We start from the raw sequence: 17,461 nt of genomic DNA, 5'->3' as shown, positions 1-17,461 counted from the left end.
CGCGTGCCTGACGCGACCAGGAAAGGGAAGGGACAGGCGGTATGGCACAGGCAGCGAACCACAGTCGACGCTATCTAGCGTTCGTTATCGCCGCTTCGACGGTCGGGTCGGCGATCGAGTGGTACGACTTTTACATCTTCGGGAGCCTCGCGTCCATTTTGGCGACACACTTTTTTGCCAAAGGTGATCCGATCGCCAGTCTTTTGAACACGATCGCGATCTTCACGATCGGGTTCCTGTTCCGCCCGCTGGGTGCGATCCTCTTCGGTTGGTACGGTGACAAGATCGGACGCAAGCGTGTCTTCTTGCTGACGCTGCTCGGGATGGGACTCGGTACGGCTCTGATCGGCGTGCTCCCGACCTATGCCACGATCGGCGTGCTGGCGCCGGTTCTGGTGTTCCTCCTGCGCGTGGTCCAGGGGCTCAGTGTCGGGGGCGAGTGGGGTGGTGCCTTGACGTACGTTGCCGAGCATGCACCGGACGGGAAGCGCGGGTTCTATACCGGCCTGCTCAGCCCGGCGGCGATCTACGGGTTGATCATCAGCTTTTTCGTCGTGCTGGGCGTGCGGACGGCGCTCGGTGAGGAGGCGTTCAAGGCCTGGGGCTGGCGGATTCCCTTCCTGCTCTCGCTCGTCCTCGTCCTGATCTCGCTGTACGTCCGGTTGCGCCTCCAGGAAACGCCGATGTTCGCCGAGCTCAAGGCACGCCGGGCGACGGTCCGGAATCCGCTCAAGGTCACCTTCACCGGTGAAAACCTCCGGCGCGTGCTCATCGCGGCGGCGGTTTCGTTCGGACAGGCTGTTGCGTGGTACACGGCGGTCTTCTGGGCCCTCTTCTTCCTCCAGACAGCGCAGAAGCTCGATCTGATCACGACCTACAAGATCCTTCTCCCCGGCCTCATCGTCGCTCCGGTGCTGCATGTCTTGGTGGCATGGCTCTCCGATTCGATCGGGCGCAAGCCGATCGTGCTGACCGGTTTCGTACTCGCCATCGTGGGTTTCTACCCGCTCTACACGTTGCTCGGTCGTTTCGCCCAGAAGGATCAGCTCCAGTACTGGCCGGCCGTGTTCACGGTGCTGGCGCTGATGGTCATCGCAGCGATGGTCTGGGGGCCGTTGCCGGCGCTGCTGGCCGAGTCCTTTCCGACGCAGGTGCGCTATACGTCGCTCGGTGTGGTCCAGAACGCAGCCAACGGCTGGGGCGGTGGCCTCGTGCCCTACGTGACGACCTGGGTGCAGACAGCGACCGGCAACCTGATGTGGGCTCTGGTCTATCCGATCGCGCTGCCGCTCGTCGGTCTGGTGGTGGGCCTGCTTTGCCTGCCGGAGACGGCGCAGCAGCGGCTCTGGGAACAGCCGGGAACGACTCTTGCGACCGGCGAGGGAGAATAATTGGAGCTCGACAGCCGTCGCTGGTGTGATCGGTGGCGGACTGAGAAGTCGACCCGCCACCGGCACCGATGAGTCGAGAGAGGGGAACGAGCGATGCAGATCGAGACGAAGCCCCTGTTCCAGCAACTCTGGTCGCGTCCGCAGTGGGAGGGGTTGCCGCCCTATCGATCGCTCCTCACGCCGCTCATGTTGCTCGAGCGCACGTTGCACGTCTTCCCGGACAAGGTCGGGGTCGTCGACGGAGCACGGCGGTTGACGTACCGCGAGTTCGGTGCGCGGGTCTACCGGCTGGCCAGTGCGCTGCGTGGGCGTGGGTTGGCGGTGGGCGATCGGATCGCGGTACTCTGCCGAAACAGTCTCGAGGCGCTCGAGGCGCATTTCGCCGTTCCCCAGATGGGCGGCATCCTGGTGCCGATCAACGTGCGGCTCGCGAGTGACGAGATCCGGTACATTCTCGAGCACTCGGGGGCGCGAGCGCTCATCCTGGATGGGGCGTTGAGCGGGCTGATCGAGCCGATCCGGGCGAGTCTGCCGGAACTCCAGCTGGTGGTCTGGGTGGATATCGATGCGCGGCATGGCGATCCGTCGCCGGCGCGCTCGGCGGTCGCGGATGTCGAGTACGAAGCGTTGCTCGCCGAAGGTTCGCCAGAACCCTCGGTCTACCCGCTCCGTGATGAAGAGGACGTGCTCAGTATCAACTACACGAGCGGGACGACTGGAAGACCGAAGGGCGTGATGGTCACGCACCGTGGTGCCTACTTGAACGCGCTGGGTGAGATCATCGAGGCGCGCCTGGTACCGGAGAGCGCCTATCTCTGGACGCTGCCGATGTTCCATTGCAACGGCTGGTATTTCCCGTACGCGGTGACCGGGATCGGTGCGACGCACGTAGTGTTGCCGAAGGTGGATCCGGCACGGATCTACCAGCTGATCGAGGAGGAGGGGGTCACGCACTTCTGCGGAGCGCCGACGGTCCTGATCATGCTGTTGCAGGGTCGGCCGAGTCCGGACTACCGCTTCCCGCGCGCGGTCACGGTGCTGACGGCTGCTGCGCCGCCGGCACCGGCGACGATCGCGCAGATGGAGGAGATGGGGGCACGGATCGTTCACGTCTACGGGCTCACCGAGACGTATGGCCCGCACACGGTGTGCGAGTGGCACGCGGAATGGGACGCACTGCCCCTGGAGGAGCGGGCGCGGCTCAAGGCCCGGCAGGGTGTCGGGTACATCCATGCGCCGGAACTCCGGGTGGTCGACGACGAGATGCGCGACGTTCCGGCCGACGGGCAGACGCTGGGCGAGGTCGTGATGCGCGGCAACAACGTCATGAAGGGCTACTACCGAGACGAGGAGGCGACCGCCAGAGCGTTCGCCGGTGGGTGGTTCCATTCCGGTGACCTCGCGGTCATGCACCCGGACGGGTACATCGAGCTGCGCGACCGGAAGAAGGACATCATCATCAGTGGCGGAGAGAACATCTCGACCATCGAGGTCGAGCGGGTGCTGTACCAGCATCCGGCAGTGCTGGAGTGCGCCGTGATCGGCATCCCGGACGAGAAGTGGGGTGAAGTGCCGAAGGCGTTCGTGGTCCTGAAGCCTGGCACGCAGGCGACGCCGGAGGAGCTGATCGCTTATTGCCGCGAGCGGCTCGCCCACTACAAGTGCCCGAAGCAGGTCGAACTGGTCGAGGCTTTGCCCAAGACTTCGACTGGGAAGATCCAGAAGTTCGTCCTGCGGGAACGCGAGTGGGCGGGCTACGAGAAGCGCATCCACTGATCCGGGAGCGCTGCCCGCGAGAACCCGGCCACTGCTGGTGAACCGGTGCTGGGGTGCCCTGCAGTAAGATTCGTCGGGGGAAACGCGGTGCGCGTTCCGAGGGCCGGGTACAAAGGACCATTCAGGAATCGAAGGAGGGTGTTCCTTGGCGACCGAACGTGATCCGTTCCGGGAATATGCCATCGAGACGCTAGCAGTCCACGCTGGACAGGCGCCGGACCCGGCGACCGGCGCTCGCGCGGTGCCGATTTACCAGACGACCTCGTTCGTCTTCCATGACGCTGATCACGCGTCGCAGCTCTTCAATCTCGACGAACCGGGTCACATCTACACGCGGATCAGCAACCCGACGGTCGAGGTCTTCGAAAAGCGCGTCGCCTATCTCGAGGGCGGTGTGGCGGCGGTCGCCACGTCCAGTGGTCAGGCCGCAACGACGCTGGCGATCCTCAATATCGCGCGGGCTGGCGACGAGGTCGTGGCGAGTACCAGCCTGTACGGCGGCACGGTCGCGCTGTTCGCGAACACGCTGTCGGATCTGGGTATCACGGTGCGGTTCGTCGAACCGTCGGATCCGGAGAACTTCCGGCGGGCGATCACCGAGCGGACGAAGTGCATCTACGCCGAGACGATCGGTAATCCGCGGCTGGATGTCCTGGACATCGAGGCGGTGGCGAGGATCGCCCACGAGCACGGCATCCCGCTGATCGTGGACAACACGTTCGCCACACCGTACCTCTGCCGGCCGATCGAATGGGGTGCCGATATCGTCGTGCACTCGGCGACGAAGTGGATCGGTGGACACGGTGTGGCGATCGGTGGCGTGGTCGTGGATGCGGGGCGGTTCGACTGGGGGAACGGGAAGTTCCCGCGGTTGGTCGATCCGGATCCGGGGTACCATGGGATCTCGTACTGGAAGGACTTCGGAAGTCTGGCCTACGTGACCAAGCTCCGCGCGCACATGATGCGTGACGTCGGGGCGTGCATGAGCCCGTTCAACGCGTTCCTGCTGCTCCTCGGGCTGGAGACCTTGCACGTCCGTATGGACCGGCACTGTGCCAACGCGCTGGAGATCGCGCGCTGGCTCGCGGAACATCCGGCGGTTGCCTGGGTCGCCTACCCGGGGCTCCCGAACCACCCCTCACACCATCTGGCGCGCAAGTACCTGCGCGAGGGCTGCTACGGTGCCGTCGTGGTGTTCGGCGTCAAGGGCGGGATGGAAGCTGGCATCAAGGTGATCGACTCGGTCGCGCTCTGGTCGCACCTGGCGAACGTGGGCGATGCCAAGTCGCTGATCATCCATCCGGCTAGTACGACGCACCGGCAGTTGACGCCCGAACAGCGCGTTGCGGCTGGTGTCGGTGACGACCTGATCCGGCTCGCGGTCGGAATCGAGCATGTCGAGGATCTCAAGGCCGATCTCGATCGCGCGCTGCGTATCGCGACCGGTCTCGCGGTGCCTGGTGATGGGCGCACGCGCGACCAGACGGCACGGATCGTGTTGAACGACGAACAGGTGATCCGCTCGGTCTGTGCGCGCGCGTTCGTCGAAGAGGGCGGGGAGCGCCGGCCGCTGGTGCTCGCGATCGTGGGCCTCTCGAACGATCCGGCGCGCCCGAGCTACCGAGTGGCACAGAAGCTGAAGCGCCTGGGGTACCGCATCGTGCCGGTCAATCCGCTGATCGAGGAGGCGCTCGGCGAGCGAGCGTATCCGAACCTGAAAGCGCTGCCAGTGCGGGCCGACGTGGTGGTCGTCTTCCGGGCGAGCGAGTACGCGCCGGAGGTCGCGCGCGAGGCAGTCGAGCACGGAGCGCGGGTGCTGTGGTTGCAGGAGGGTGTGGTCAGCCCGGAGGCCGCACGGATCGCGACCGAGGGCGGGCTCGCGGTGGTAATGAACCGCTGCATCTACAAGGAGGCGCAGCGCTGGCGCGGGCATGCCAAGACGTTCCGGCCCGACGATGTCGACCGCGAGCTGGTCGGTGCCGGGGCAGACGGGCGGACGAGCGAGCCGGCCGACGATTGACTTCACGAAGGTCCGCGGTGGCCGAAGGAGGTGCGGTGATGACGGCGACCGGGCTCGGGACATACCAGTACATCCTGACCGAGGTGCAGGACGGGATCGCGGTCGTCACGATGAACCGTCCGGAGAAGCGGAACGCACTCTCGGTCGCTCACATGGAGGAGTTGACCGATGCCTTCCGGCGGATCGGCGAGGATCGGGAGATTGCCGTGGCCATCCTGCGGGGTGCTGGGGCAGTCTTCTGCGCTGGGCATGATTTGAACGAGCTGGCCCAGTGCGACGCACGCGCCGCACGGCAGATCTTCCAGGTCTGTACGACACTCATGCAGACGATCCGGTCGATCCCGCAACCGGTGATCGCGCAGGTACACGGTGTGGCGACGGCAGCCGGTTTTCAGCTGGCGGCGACGTGCGATCTCATCGTGGCGGCAGCTGGAACCCGATTCCAGACGCCGGGTGTGAAGATCGGGCTTTTCTGCTCGACCCCGATGGTGGCGGTGAGTCGGGTGCTTCCGCCGAAGAAGACGTTCGAGCTGCTGGTCACTGGTGAGCCGATGACGGCCGAGGAGGCGGCGCAGCTCGGGATGGTCAACCGGGTGGTGCCGCTTGAGGAACTCGAGACGGCGACCTGGGAGCTGGCCGAGAAGATCCGCGCAGCGAGCCGATACGTGGTCGGGATCGGCAAGCAGGCGTTCTACCGGCAACTCGAGCTACCGGAGCATCTCGCCTACGCGTACGCGATGGAAGTGATGGCGCTCAACGCGCTGGCTGAGGATGCGCGGGAGGGGATCTGCGCCTTCCTGGAAAAACGGCAGCCGGAATGGCGCCACGCCTGACGTGCCAACTCCTCAGTAGCGCGGCGGGGTCGAAGACGACGACCCCGCCGCTGCTGTTTCAAGAGATCGAAGGCTAACTGGGCGGGCCTGGGCCTGGAGACCGGAATGAGGCGGTGAACGAGCGTCGACCGCTGTCGCTTCAGCCGAGAGGCCCTGCGCGTGCGAGCACGGGTACGCGCGACAGGCATTTGGCGAGCCATCGGTGTCAGGCCGGCGGGAAGGGTTGACAGTCGCTGGGTTGCTCGGTAAACTGGTCGCGTACGTACTCGTGTACATTCACATCGTGGGCACTGCGGTGTGCTTTGGGACGAAAAGCCTAGGGCCCCGTTGTGTTCCGATACCGAGAATGTGAGGAAGACGGATACGCGATGCCATTCGGTAGGAGTCGGGGCCATGGTGTTGGGAGAGCAGGTTCTCAAACAGTGGCCGATCACGATTTTTCGTGATCCTTGTAGTGTCGACGAGCAGCCTCGCTGGGTGGCGGTCGCGTGTGAACCATCGGAGTTACCGCCGGAAGCCGCTAACTCGTGCCTGGTTTTGCAGTACTGGCGCCGGCAGCTTCGGTGCCCGCCACTCGCCGATGGCGAAACGCCAGATGCTGCGCTCGCGAACCTGCTCGCGGCAGTGAGCAGTGCGGGGGAAGGCTAGACAGCGGAAAGGGGTGGAGCCATGGGTGAGTACCGTGAAGCGCTGGCCATCGTCGTGAATGCTGTACGTTCCGCTGGGCTCCCGCTGACTGGATGGTGCCTCGAGCGCGACCGCGTGCATTTTCTCTTGAGTGGTGGGACGACAGTGACTATTTCGCTGGAACGCCTCCTGATCGGTTCGCCCAGTACGGTCGTCGCGGAGCTGCTCAATGCGATCGGCTGGCGGACGACGCCGGTCACGGTGCGGCCGATGGAAGAAATCGTCGAACTGGCTCCGCAGCAGCTCGCACGGCTCCGCTTCGTGCACTGGCTGGTGAGCACCGGTCGGTTGCTCGGTGATACCGAACGAGCACACGCCGAGTACGCTGCGGCGTCCTGAGCGATCTCGTTCCTGCCCCGTCGTTCGGGTATTCTTCCGGCGTATGGGGGGTGGGAGCGGGGTGCACGTGCCGAGCACGAGTGGCTGGTTTCCCTTTTCGCTCGATGCGGAGACGGAACGTTGGCAACGGGCAGTCGTCCGAGCTGTCATGGCGGCTGAGCGCGAGCGGCCATGCCGAGCGGTGGTCCTTCCATCGCGTGTGGGGTCGATGCGGGGCATACCGGACTTACGACGGTGGGTCGTGAACATCGGGTCGCCGGCGTACCTTTCGGGGGCGGCTCGGGCGCGGGCGTTACTGGCTCGGGCGCCTGAGGTGGTGAGTTGTCGGATCGAGCGGATCGATAGCCGCGCGGTGCGCCTGGCGGTCATGACGGTTGCGATGGGGCGGGATCAGCTGATGAACGTGGTGGAGCGGTGTCTGGAGCGGAGCGGGTGTCCGGGACCGGTGCAGGTGGTGGAAATCGGAAGAGCGTCGAACGATGCCGATCTACGGTGATCTGAGCGATCTCCCGCTCCATCTCCTGCTTCAGGCGCTCATGCGTGCCGGACAGACCGGCAGCTTGACGTTACGCACCCGACTGGAAGAGATCACGCTCCTGTTCGACCGTGGTCGCATCGCGGCGGTCGTCAGCAGCGATGTCCAGTTGCGACTCGGTCAGATGCTCCTACAACTTGGTGAGATAACGGAAGAGCAGTTGGAGCAAGCCCTCGCCTTGCAAGCGGTCAGCGCGACTCATCGGCGACTCGGGGAGCTGCTCGTCGAGCTGGGGTTCGTGACGCACCAGCAGATCAAGCGCGCGCTGGCCAATCAGTTCGAAGAGGTGCTGGTGCGTGTCATCACCGCTCCCGACGCCACCTTCGCCTTCGTTCCTGAACCGGCAGCGGCACTGACCGACGAAACGGTTCTCGACGACGCGCCAGCGACGAAACTGATCCTGAACGCGATCCGGCGCGCCGACGAGCTGACCGCGCCGATCCAACTGGCGACTGTCGTGCCGGACCCGAGTGTCCTCGATCAGCTGGTATTGGAGGAACGCGAAGTCTTGCTGGCGCTTCTCGAAGGGAATCGAACCCTCCGCCAGGTGGTGCAGGCGACCGGACTCGCGCCGGAGGTCGTTCGCGAGGTGCTCGAACGGCTCCGGGCGTGGGCGCTCGTCCGGTAACGACCCGCCGGCAGACAGTCCAGTGCGCGGGCCCATACCCTATCGTCTCATCGGACGAGCGCCTCCACCGGGTGGAACGGGGTCTCGGTCGTGCGTGTTCGAATACCTGACCTTCTCCCCGTCACTGGGTGAGGAGCGTGATGCCGAGAAGGGGCGCACCGACGCGCTCGAGCTGTGCTTTTGCTTGCTGAGCGGCCGAACGCGGTGTCACACCGCTCCGGATGACGAGCAGCACGCCGTCGGTGAGCGAGGCCAGGCTGAGGGCATCGCCGAAGGCCGGTAGCGGTGCGGCATGCACGATAGTCCGGTCGGCGAGTCCGGCGAGGTGCCGCAAGCGTTCTCTGGTGGCTGCGCGCCCGAAGAGGTCGGCGGGGTTGGTGCCGGCTGGGAGCGTGCCAGGCGGAACGAGCTGAAGACCGGGCACGGTTGTCGCGAGGAGCGGGGATGAATCGGTCGGGGAACCGTCGAGCCAGTCGACGAAGCCGGGCGAGTGCGCGTTGGATGCGAGTTCGTGGAGAAGCGGCTGGCGGAGGTTCGCTTCGACGAGGATGACGCGTTCGCCAGCAACGGCAAAGGCAGCAGCCAGGTTGGCGGCAACGTGGGCGGAATCGATCGCATTCCGGCCGATACCGCACACGAGGAGAAGGCGGACAGGATGGTCGGAGGTCGACTGTTGCGCGAGCTGTGCACGCAGTGTCCGATACGCCTCCGCGGCGGCCGAAAGCGGTTCCTCGACTACGACCAACCTCATCGTGTCTCCCTCCGTACTGGTCCGAGACCGGCGTCGCCGAGGGTACGGGATTTCACCGATGATCGGTATCCGGAGCGCGCGGCTGATATCGTGGGTCGAGCGCAGGACGTCTTCGAAATATTCGATCACGAACGTCGTGAGAAGGCCGACAGCGAAGCCGAGTACCGCGCCGGCGGCTGTGTTCAGGCGTGTGCGCGGACTGACCGGTGTCGTGGGGGGTGACGGGCTATCGAGTTTGACGACCGTAACCGTACCCTGGATACGCTGGCCGAACGGGTCACGAAATTGCCGGAGAATACGCTGGTTCTCTGCGGCCGCTTGCGCGACGAAGGCGTCGGCGAGAGCGTTGGCGACGCGGGCGGCGCGCTGGGGATCGGTATCCACGACGACGAGCTGGACGATGTTGCTGTCCTGGTTGCGGCCCAGCTCGAGGCTGCCGAGGACGCGGCTGGGATCGTCGTCGAGTCCCGCTCGCTGGAGGGCGTCGGCGACGAAGTCGGCATTCCGAATCAGATCCTGATAGGAAGCCAGGCGGTTCTTGGCGTAGAGATCGAGCCAGTAATCGGGTGGCTCCGCGATGGCCATGAGGCGGACGCTGACCTGGTAGAGGGGTGGCTGCTGGCTGCTGTAAACGAAGGCAGCGCCAGCAGCGACGACGGCAGCCAGGAGAACGATCCACCAACGGCGCAGGACGATCGCCAGGTATTCCTCAGGACGCACGAGACCTCCTCTCCGATGCTGTCGGGATCGTGACGAGGACAGGGATACGGAGTGCATGCTGGACTTCCTCGGGAGTGTAGAGCGCATCGGCGAAGTAGTCAGCGAGGAACGCGAGGAACAGGCCGGCAGCGAGAGCGACGACCAACTGAATGGCCCAAAGAAGACGCGTCCGCATCGTATCGGGAACCGCGCTGTTCGGCTGCTCGATAACCTGGACGATGACTTGACGCTGCGGATCGGTAAAACCGAAGTACTGGGTCCCACGTTCGCGCAGGGCATCGACGGCTGCCGTCGCGAGCGCGACCGCACGCTGGGGATCACGCGCCGTGATGGACAGAAGGACAGCGCGATTGCGCCGAGTGACGCTGATCCCACCCTGCACCTCGCCCGGCTCGACAGGGCTGCCGAGCAGTGCTTCCGCTCGACGCGCCACGTCGGTGGCGAAGACATTGCCACGAACGACTTCGGTGAAGTCATCGACCGTGTATTCGTTCGTCAGGTAGAGATAGTACTCGTCGTACCGGTATTGGTCGGGTGGCGTCTCCTGAGGCAGACGCGTGACGATGACGGTCGCGCTGGCCGTCCAGCGTGGCTGATACTGCAGAGCCTGGACGACGATCGCGAGCAGGGCGACCGCTGGCACGACGGCGACGATCACGCGACGACGCCACAGGATCGCGAGATAGGCTTTCAATTCCACGGGACAAGCGCCTCCCTTCGCCGGTGCGGCGAGGTCCGTACTGCAAGGGTTGCGCGAACGACGTCGGTGAACTCGGCCTTGAAGCGCTCGGGGCGAAAGCGCTGGGCGTGCCGGCGAATCGTCTCGCTGTCGAGGTGGAGGTGCTCGAAGCGGCGCAGCGCAGCGACGAGGGCGTCGACACTCTGTTCGGGAAACAGAATCCCCGTCACGCCGTCGATCACCGTCTCGCGGGCGCCGCCGCGCGCGAGGGCGATGGCCGGGCGACCGGCTGCTTGCACCTCCACTTGCGCGATGCCGAAATCGTCCTCAGCGGGAAAGATGGCAGCGCGGCAGCGTGCGTAGAGCCAGAACTTCTCTTCGTCCGATATCGCACCGAGAAACTGGACGGTCGGGCCGGCTAACCGCTCGAGTGCAGCGCGGGCGCGGCCGTCGCCGACTATCTTGAGCGGCAGGTGGAGCTGGTTGCAGGCTTCGATGACGAGATCGAGGCGCTTGTAGTGGACCAGCCGGGAGACGACGAGGAAAAAGTCGCCGATTTCGCTCGGTGGCGCCGGACGAGCCCGGTCCACGTCGACCGGAGGATGGATCACCGTCGCGTCCCGCCCCCAGTACTGGCGGATACGCTCCGCGACGGTGCGGGAGTTGGCCACGATGGTCTGGATGCGCTGGGCCGTGGTGCGGTCCCAGCGGCGGAGCCAGGCCATGAAGGGTGTCAGGAGCGAACGCACTGGAGCGGGTAGTTCCTCGCGGGCGGCGTAGCTCTCGAAGTCCCAGGCGAAACGCATCGGGCTGTGGCAGTAGCAGACGTGGACGGCGCCGGGTGGGACGGGGACACTCTTGGCGAAGGCGCTCGAGGAACTGACGATGAGCTGGTAGCCAGCGAGCCGCAACCGGGAAAAGGCGAACGGATAGAGCGGGAGGTACAGCCGGTGCTTGCGGTGGATGGCTGGGAGTCGCTGCAGCCAGCTGGTGCGGATATCCCACGAGCGGTAGGAGGCAGGCAGGCGCTCCGGCGCATAGATCGAGGTGTAGACCGGTGCATCGGGGAAGAGTTCGTGCAGCACCTCGAGAACCCGTTCAGCCCCGCCGTACTGGTTGAGGTAGTCGTGCACGATCGCGGCGCGCACAGCCCTCTTTCCCTCCCGATCCCGGCTGATGATAGCGTATCGTGCGGGGGCGAGCTGTGCACGACGGGGTTCTTTTGCGCCTTCGGCAGGAACCGGGCTGGCGAGCCGAGTTCCCAAACGGACGAGGATGACCCCGAAAGATGCGGCCAGCGCTCAGCGATAATACGATCCCGCGTCAGCTGGTGCGAGGGCTCAGCCGCTCACAGGCGAAGCAGGTCGTCCCCCTTGTGTCCACGCCAAACGGACAGTGGTAGCGTCTTGCCAGCTACCCGAACCTGGAACGCTCCGAGGATAGAGACAGCGAGGCTTCCCGGTTCCGATGGCACGCGCACACTCTGGAGTATCTCGCTGGCATGTCGCTCCATGAGCCTTGGCTCGATTGGCAGATCGCCGGTTCCGGAGCTAGCTGTCATAGCTATCCATCTGTCAGGCTCAGTGTCGTATGCCAATCATCGTGCGAAACACCGCAGGAACGCACGACAGGACAGAACTCTTCCGAAATTCTTCCTCGATCCGCGTGGAATATCCGGGATCATCGTCTGCCCCGCGGAAGATCGAGGACAATGATACGTCCACCCGACAGGAATACAGTGCTCGCCCGATCGCTCGAGCTGCGGGATAGGGGCGCTGAGCCAGTCAGGTGCCGAAGCGGATGAGTCGCGTTCCTAGAGGAACGCGCCAAGCTAGACTCGCAGGAAGAAGGGATTGACGACGCCGGTTGCTCGATGCAGCACTTTGGAAATCCTGGCGCCGGAGGGCAGCGAGCCGCTCGGCGAGGAATGGATGCACGGTGTTGCTCCGTCCGACCGCAGTTCGTGAGACGGCCACGCATCGAACCGAACCGGTAAGCGTACCGGATGCGCGGCGGAGAGCGCCTGGTCACACGCTGCTCGAGGCCTGTTTGTCCGTGACGCATGCTCGGGATGAGCTACTCGTAGGGTCCGATCGCCCAGCTATGGCAACCGGAACCAAGCCCTGCAGGAGGAGGGCACGCACGACTGCTCGAGGTCAAGGCAGCGATACGACGCGCTCTCCGAGAGAGCCCCGTACAGTCCTCAGTAGGCACCGCGCCCGGTGAGGACGACCGGGACGGTCCGCAACATCACTTTGAGGTCGAGCCAGGGGGACCAGTTCTCGACGTAGTAGAGGTCGAGCCTGACCATCTCGTCGAAGGTGAGGTCGCTTCGTCCGTTGACTTGCCAGAGTCCCGTGAGGCCAGGCGTGACCAAGAGGCGCTGGAGGTGCCAGTCCTGGTACTCAGCGACTTCCTCCGGTACCGGAGGACGTGGTCCGACGACGCTCATCTCGCCCTTGAGCACGTTCCAGAACTGAGGAAGTTCGTCCAGACTGGTGCGACGGAGGATGCGTCCGACTCGGGTGACGCGTGGATCGTCGCGGAGCTTGAAGAGGAGCGGGCTCCGCCCGGTCGCCCGACGGAGGGCCTCCTGCTGCTTGTCGGCCCCATCGACCATCGAGCGGAACTTGTAGAGGACGAACGGCTTGCCGCCCTTGCCGATACGCACCTGGCGGAACAGTACCGGCCCGGGCGAGTCGAGTTTGATCGCGATCGCGATGAGCAGCATGAGCGGTGCGGCCACAATGAGAACGCTCGCTGAGATCACGATATCCATGGCCCGTTTGATCCACCAATTCCACCCCTGGAGACGGCTTTCCTTGATGCCGATGAGCGGAAGGCCCGCGACTTCGCTGATCTGGACACGGTCGAGCGCGAGTTCGAAGAGGTCCGGCACGAGCGAGAAGGCGACGTCGAGCTCGCGACACTGCTCGACGATCTCGAGGATGCGATCGTGATGATTGGGCGGGAGGGCGACGATCACCTCATCGACTTGCACCGACTGGAAAAGAGAAACAGCTTGGTCGAGCGTACCGAGATACGGTGGTTGCACGACGCCACGCTCGGTTCCCAGAACGAGGGGGGCAGCCGGTAGTTCGACGTCGACATACCCGAGCACGCGGTAGCCGAGTCGTGGGTGGTTGTACAGGTACTGCATGATGCGACGTGCTGCGGGACCGGACCCGATGACGATCACGCGGTCGACACCACGCTCGTGGGCCCACAGCCAGGCACGGATCCACCGGCCGACCAGGCGTTGGGTCGTGAGGAGCGCAATGGCGAGGATCCAGGCGTAGATGAAAATCAAACGCGATGGCGAAAAGCGAGACAGGAAGCTATACAGGATAACGAGTGCCATGCCAGTGGTCACCCCACTGGCGATCATCGATACCTCGTCGATGAAGCTCGTCCAGCGTGGCAAACGATAGAGTCCGCGGAGACCCAGAATGAGGAGCGTGACGGAGACGAAGAGGGCCGTACGGCCAACGAAGGCACTGAAGGGCTGCACGAAGAGATCGGGGACGTCGCCACCGATCTCCCAGTGGTAGCGAAGCTGATAGGCCAGCCAGAAGGCCAGGACGAGCAGCAGGCCATCGAACGTGACCTGCGCGACACGGGGGATCCAGCTGCGGCGCCGGGAGCGGCGTCGCCTCGGCGTCATGATGTCATGGGTGCGAACCGCCAATCCTGCTTCCCCTTCGCCGTGCGTTGCCACTGCGTCGTCACGCATCGTGTCCCCCAGGCAACGCGCCGTGCCGGGGCTAGTATACGACGCGAAGAGACCCGTAGTCCGTAGGCGTGGGCTCCGGATCCGGTCATGGCCAGTATGCCGTTCCTGGCACGCACGAGGCGAGACAGCGGCTCGCTTTTCGACGATGTTACGATTCTGCGAGAGCGAAGCTGATCAGGAGCGAGGGGCGGAGGATGGAACGACTCTGGGCTCCCTGGCGGTTGCGGTACGTCGAAGGTTCGGTCCGGCATCGCGGGTGCATCTTCTGCGAGAAGCCGGAGACCGGAGACGATGTCGAAGAATTGATCCTCCTGCGCGGCGACCGCGCGTACCTCATCATGAACTTGTTTCCCTACAACACCGGTCACGTCATGGCCGTGCCGTTCCAGCACGCGGCGGACCTCGCCGAGCTGGACCGCGACACGACGGCGGAACTCTTCGAGCTGGTCACCTGGTTGACGGTGGCGCAGCGACGGGTGTTGCGGTGCGACGGGTTCAACATCGGGCTCAACCTGGGGGCGGTCGCCGGGGCAGGGATCAGTGACCACCTGCATGTCCACATTGTCCCACGGTGGCAAGGCGACGCCAACTTCATGCCGATCCTGGCGAATACGATGGTGATACCCGAGCTGATTCCGGTGACGTATGCGAAGTTGCGGGCCGAACTCGAGATTTCCGCGTTCGGGCGGGGGGACGACGGATCTCTTCCCCAGGCGGGGGCGATCGTTTGGCTTCCGGAGGAGGGGAAAGTCGCTGTCCGTCGGGCGCGGGATGGCTCGATCGTGCTGCCCAAGGGGCATATCGAGCCGGGTGAGGCAGCCTATCGGGCTGCGCTGCGCGAAGTTGCTGAGGAGATGGGGCTGCGTGGCGAAGTGATCGGGTGGGGAGGAGTGCTCGAGTTCGTGGCCGAGGGGAAGGCCCGGCGCGTCGTCTATCTCTTGGTGCAAGCGCAACCGGGGCCGGATTTCGCCCGTCATGCTGGCCACGATACGTTGCTGCTGGACCCTTCCGAGGCGGTGGCGGCGCTTACTCACGAGGACGCGCGGTCACTGGCCGCTGAGGCACTGCGCCGGATCGGGATCCCAGTGATGACACGTCCATGACCGGACGACGTGTGCTTGTCCTGGTGACACTGTTGCTGCTAACCGCATCGGCGGTGACCACGGCGCGGCTGGCTGCAGCACCACCGGCGGTCTGTCTCGCAGCAGGCGATTCGCTGGCTGCTGGTATCGGAAGCACACTGCCGAGGGAACGGAGTGCCGCAGCGCTCTTGTGTCGCTGGTCGGAGGCGTTCTTCGGTGATCGGGCGGAGTTCGTGAACGTGGCTCGACCGGGGGAGCGCGCGACGACGTTTCGCAGCGACGGTCAGCTGCAGGCACTACGCGACGCTGTCGGTCGGGCACGCCGCGCCGGGCAGCCGATCCGTTTCGTCTTGCTGAGCCTCGGCGGCAACGATCTCCTGGCTCTACGGGAAGCGAGCGAGGAGGATCGGGACCGGCTGTTCGCGCAGTTCGCCGATGCACTCGGTGCAGCGCTGGTCGAGACGCGCGCAGCGATCGGTGACGCGACCCCGCTGCTCGTTCTCACGCTCTACGATCCGACAGAAGGTGACCCAACGGCTGAGCGGAGCGACAGCTGGTGGATCGCGCGGTTCAACGATGAGATCCGGCGCCGAGCGGAGGCGGTGAGCGGGACCGTTATCGATCTCGCTGGCGCGTTCGCGGGTCACAGCAGCGACTGGACGTGGTGGCCGGTCGATATCCATCCGACGAACGCTGGTTACGAGGCGATCGCGCGTTTTGCCTGGCAGGCATTGGGTTGGGATCGTCAGGGGCCGCGGGTGACGATCGAACGGCCTGCTGACGGGAGCGGGCTGGACCGGCGCTATCAGACGGTTCGGGCTGCAGTAGAGGATCCGGGTGGCGTCGAGCAGGTCACGCTGTGGGTCGACGGGCGTGAGATCGGTACGCTCGATCCATTGCCGTCCAGCGGCGAGTGGATCACACTGTGGGAGACACCGTGGCCGAGTAGCGGCCCGCCGATCACGCTCGAGGTACGGGCACGCGATCGAGCAGGCAACGAGAGCGTGGCGACGGTGCAAATGCTCCGGGGAGCGTGAGCGATGCGCGAGCCGGGTGAGGAGAACCGGCCCTACGATCTCGAAGGGTGGTTGGGAGCATTCACGCTCTCCGATCTCCTGCAGATGCTCGCCTATACCCACAAGACGGGAACCCTCACGCTGATCCAAGGGTGGAATACGCGAACGATCACGTTCGAGCGCGGGCGGATTACGTATGTGGCGGCTGGCTCGCGCTTGCCGACGTTGAGCGAGCTGCTCGTGCGCGCCGGTGCGCTCCGTGCCGAGGAAGTCGAGCAGCTGGCTGCCGAGGAACCGGACGAGGAGCGGCTTTTGGAGCGCTTGCTGACGGAAGGGCGGATCGCACTCGACGATCTCGAGCGTTGCCGCGAACAGCAACTGGAAGTGGCGATCTACACGCTGTTTCTCTGGCGCAACTGTCGATTCACGTTTCGGGCCGGGGAATGTCGCTACGAGGACGGGATTCCGATCAGTGTCGACAGCATGCAGGTGATCCTCGAAGGAACACGCCGGGTCGACGAGTGGATTCAGTTCAGTCCGGTCATCCCGTCGGTGTCCGTGATCTTCCGCAAGCGGGGCCCGCTCCAGCCAGTTCCGGCGGAGCTCGTCGGGATCTACCAGCTCGTCGATGGACACCGTGACGTAGCGACGCTGGCTCGGGAGGCGGGTTTGACCCAGTTCGAGACGGCTCGGGCGCTGTTCCGCTTGTACCAGATGGGGCTGGTCGAGGCGATCCCGCCGAACCGGGCGAAGATCATCGAACTGTTCACCTTGGCGGTCGAGTCGATCTATCTCAAGCTGGTGCTGTACGACTATCCGCGGATCGCGCTGGAGTTCGAGCAGCAGTTGAATCAGTTCGCCCGGCAACATGGCCTGCGGGTACGCATGGCAGCAGGAAGGGTGATCAAGACCGATCGGGAGACGCGCCTCAGTTCGACCGAGCTGATCGATCTCTACAAGCTCTTCATCGCGATCCAGAACAACAAGTTCCAGAAGCTATTCGAACCGACGATCGCTCGTGGGTTGATGGAAGGTCTCTACCGGCACGCTGATCCGGAAATGCAGCAAATGCTCCGCATGTACGAGTTCTATGAGATCGAGGGCCTGTTCCCGCGGCGACGGGAGTATCGGGCGACGCGTTCGCAGGCCTGACCGCGACGCTTTGCGAACCAACCGGTCGAGAGGAGCGACCGCGCTCGCTCTGTGGAGCGCGTCGCTCGTGCTCCTCGTCATCCGGGTTTGCAGCGGTCGGACGTCGGCCAGCTGGGCTG

At 64.8% G+C, this 17,461-nt stretch carries 14 protein-coding genes; 10 read left to right on the top strand and 4 right to left on the bottom strand.

The window, feature by feature from the left end; all coding sequences use genetic code 11:
- Positions 1 to 41 precede the first annotated feature (41 nt).
- From OO015_RS10150 to OO015_RS10115, 7 genes are all read left to right on the top strand, one after another.
- Entirely contained in the window at positions 42 to 1,391 is a 1,350-nt protein-coding gene (locus OO015_RS10150; RefSeq protein WP_265941147.1) for an MFS transporter, read from the top strand.
- Between the two features lie 93 nt (positions 1,392 to 1,484).
- Positions 1,485 to 3,167, top strand: a complete 1,683-nt coding sequence (locus OO015_RS10145) for an acyl--CoA ligase family protein (RefSeq protein ID WP_265941146.1) — start codon at positions 1,485 to 1,487, stop codon at positions 3,165 to 3,167.
- 145 nt (positions 3,168 to 3,312) lie between these two features.
- Complete coding sequence (locus OO015_RS10140; protein ID WP_323053865.1) at positions 3,313 to 5,187, top strand: PLP-dependent aspartate aminotransferase family protein; 1,875 nt, start codon at positions 3,313 to 3,315, stop codon at positions 5,185 to 5,187.
- A 38-nt stretch (positions 5,188 to 5,225) separates the two neighbouring features.
- A complete protein-coding gene (locus tag OO015_RS10130) occupies positions 5,226 to 6,020 on the top strand; it encodes an enoyl-CoA hydratase (protein ID WP_265941145.1) in 795 nt (264 codons plus the stop codon).
- Between the two features lie 669 nt (positions 6,021 to 6,689).
- A complete protein-coding gene (locus OO015_RS10125) occupies positions 6,690 to 7,046 on the top strand; it encodes a hypothetical protein (RefSeq protein ID WP_265941144.1) in 357 nt (118 codons plus the stop codon).
- 67 nt (positions 7,047 to 7,113) lie between these two features.
- Positions 7,114 to 7,542 carry a hypothetical protein gene (locus tag OO015_RS10120; RefSeq protein WP_265941143.1) on the top strand — a complete coding sequence of 143 codons (429 nt, stop codon included), beginning with the start codon at positions 7,114 to 7,116 and terminating at the stop codon, positions 7,540 to 7,542.
- Positions 7,526 to 8,209, top strand: a complete 684-nt coding sequence (locus tag OO015_RS10115) for a DUF4388 domain-containing protein (protein ID WP_265941142.1) — start codon at positions 7,526 to 7,528, stop codon at positions 8,207 to 8,209. Before OO015_RS10120 ends, OO015_RS10115 begins: the two co-directional genes overlap by 17 nt.
- Before the next feature lie 121 nt (positions 8,210 to 8,330).
- Here the strand turns inward: OO015_RS10115 and OO015_RS10110 are convergent, their stop codons facing one another.
- From OO015_RS10110 to OO015_RS10095, 4 genes are all read right to left on the bottom strand, one after another.
- The gene (locus OO015_RS10110) at positions 8,331 to 9,680 is read right to left on the bottom strand and encodes a polysaccharide biosynthesis tyrosine autokinase (protein ID WP_265941141.1); all 1,350 of its coding nucleotides are present in this window, start codon (positions 9,678 to 9,680) and stop codon (positions 8,331 to 8,333) included.
- A complete protein-coding gene (locus tag OO015_RS10105) occupies positions 9,670 to 10,380 on the bottom strand; it encodes a YveK family protein (protein ID WP_265941140.1) in 711 nt (236 codons plus the stop codon). The genes OO015_RS10110 and OO015_RS10105 overlap by 11 nt, the downstream gene beginning before the upstream one ends.
- Complete coding sequence (locus tag OO015_RS10100) at positions 10,371 to 11,507, bottom strand: glycosyltransferase (RefSeq protein ID WP_265941139.1); 1,137 nt, start codon at positions 11,505 to 11,507, stop codon at positions 10,371 to 10,373. The genes OO015_RS10105 and OO015_RS10100 overlap by 10 nt, the downstream gene beginning before the upstream one ends.
- A 1,055-nt stretch (positions 11,508 to 12,562) precedes the next feature.
- Positions 12,563 to 14,092, bottom strand: a complete 1,530-nt coding sequence (locus OO015_RS10095) for an undecaprenyl-phosphate glucose phosphotransferase (protein ID WP_265941138.1) — start codon at positions 14,090 to 14,092, stop codon at positions 12,563 to 12,565.
- A gap of 194 nt (positions 14,093 to 14,286) precedes the next feature.
- Here OO015_RS10095 and OO015_RS10090 point away from each other — a divergent pair, with 194 nt between their 5' ends.
- From OO015_RS10090 to OO015_RS10080, 3 genes are read left to right on the top strand one after another with little or no spacing between them, the layout of a single operon-like run.
- Positions 14,287 to 15,195, top strand: a complete 909-nt coding sequence (locus OO015_RS10090; RefSeq protein WP_265941137.1) for an NUDIX domain-containing protein — start codon at positions 14,287 to 14,289, stop codon at positions 15,193 to 15,195.
- Entirely contained in the window at positions 15,192 to 16,211 is a 1,020-nt protein-coding gene (locus OO015_RS10085) for a GDSL-type esterase/lipase family protein (RefSeq protein WP_265941136.1), read from the top strand. The genes OO015_RS10090 and OO015_RS10085 overlap by 4 nt, the downstream gene beginning before the upstream one ends.
- A 3-nt stretch (positions 16,212 to 16,214) precedes the next feature.
- Complete coding sequence (locus tag OO015_RS10080; protein WP_265941135.1) at positions 16,215 to 17,342, top strand: DUF4388 domain-containing protein; 1,128 nt, start codon at positions 16,215 to 16,217, stop codon at positions 17,340 to 17,342.
- Positions 17,343 to 17,461 lie beyond the last annotated feature (119 nt).

The sequence above is a fragment of the Thermomicrobium sp. 4228-Ro genome (genome assembly GCF_026241205.1).
Classification (GTDB): domain Bacteria; phylum Chloroflexota; class Chloroflexia; order Thermomicrobiales; family Thermomicrobiaceae; genus Thermomicrobium.
Note: the sequence above shows the minus strand (reverse complement) of the source record. Positions and strands in the feature narration are given on the sequence as shown.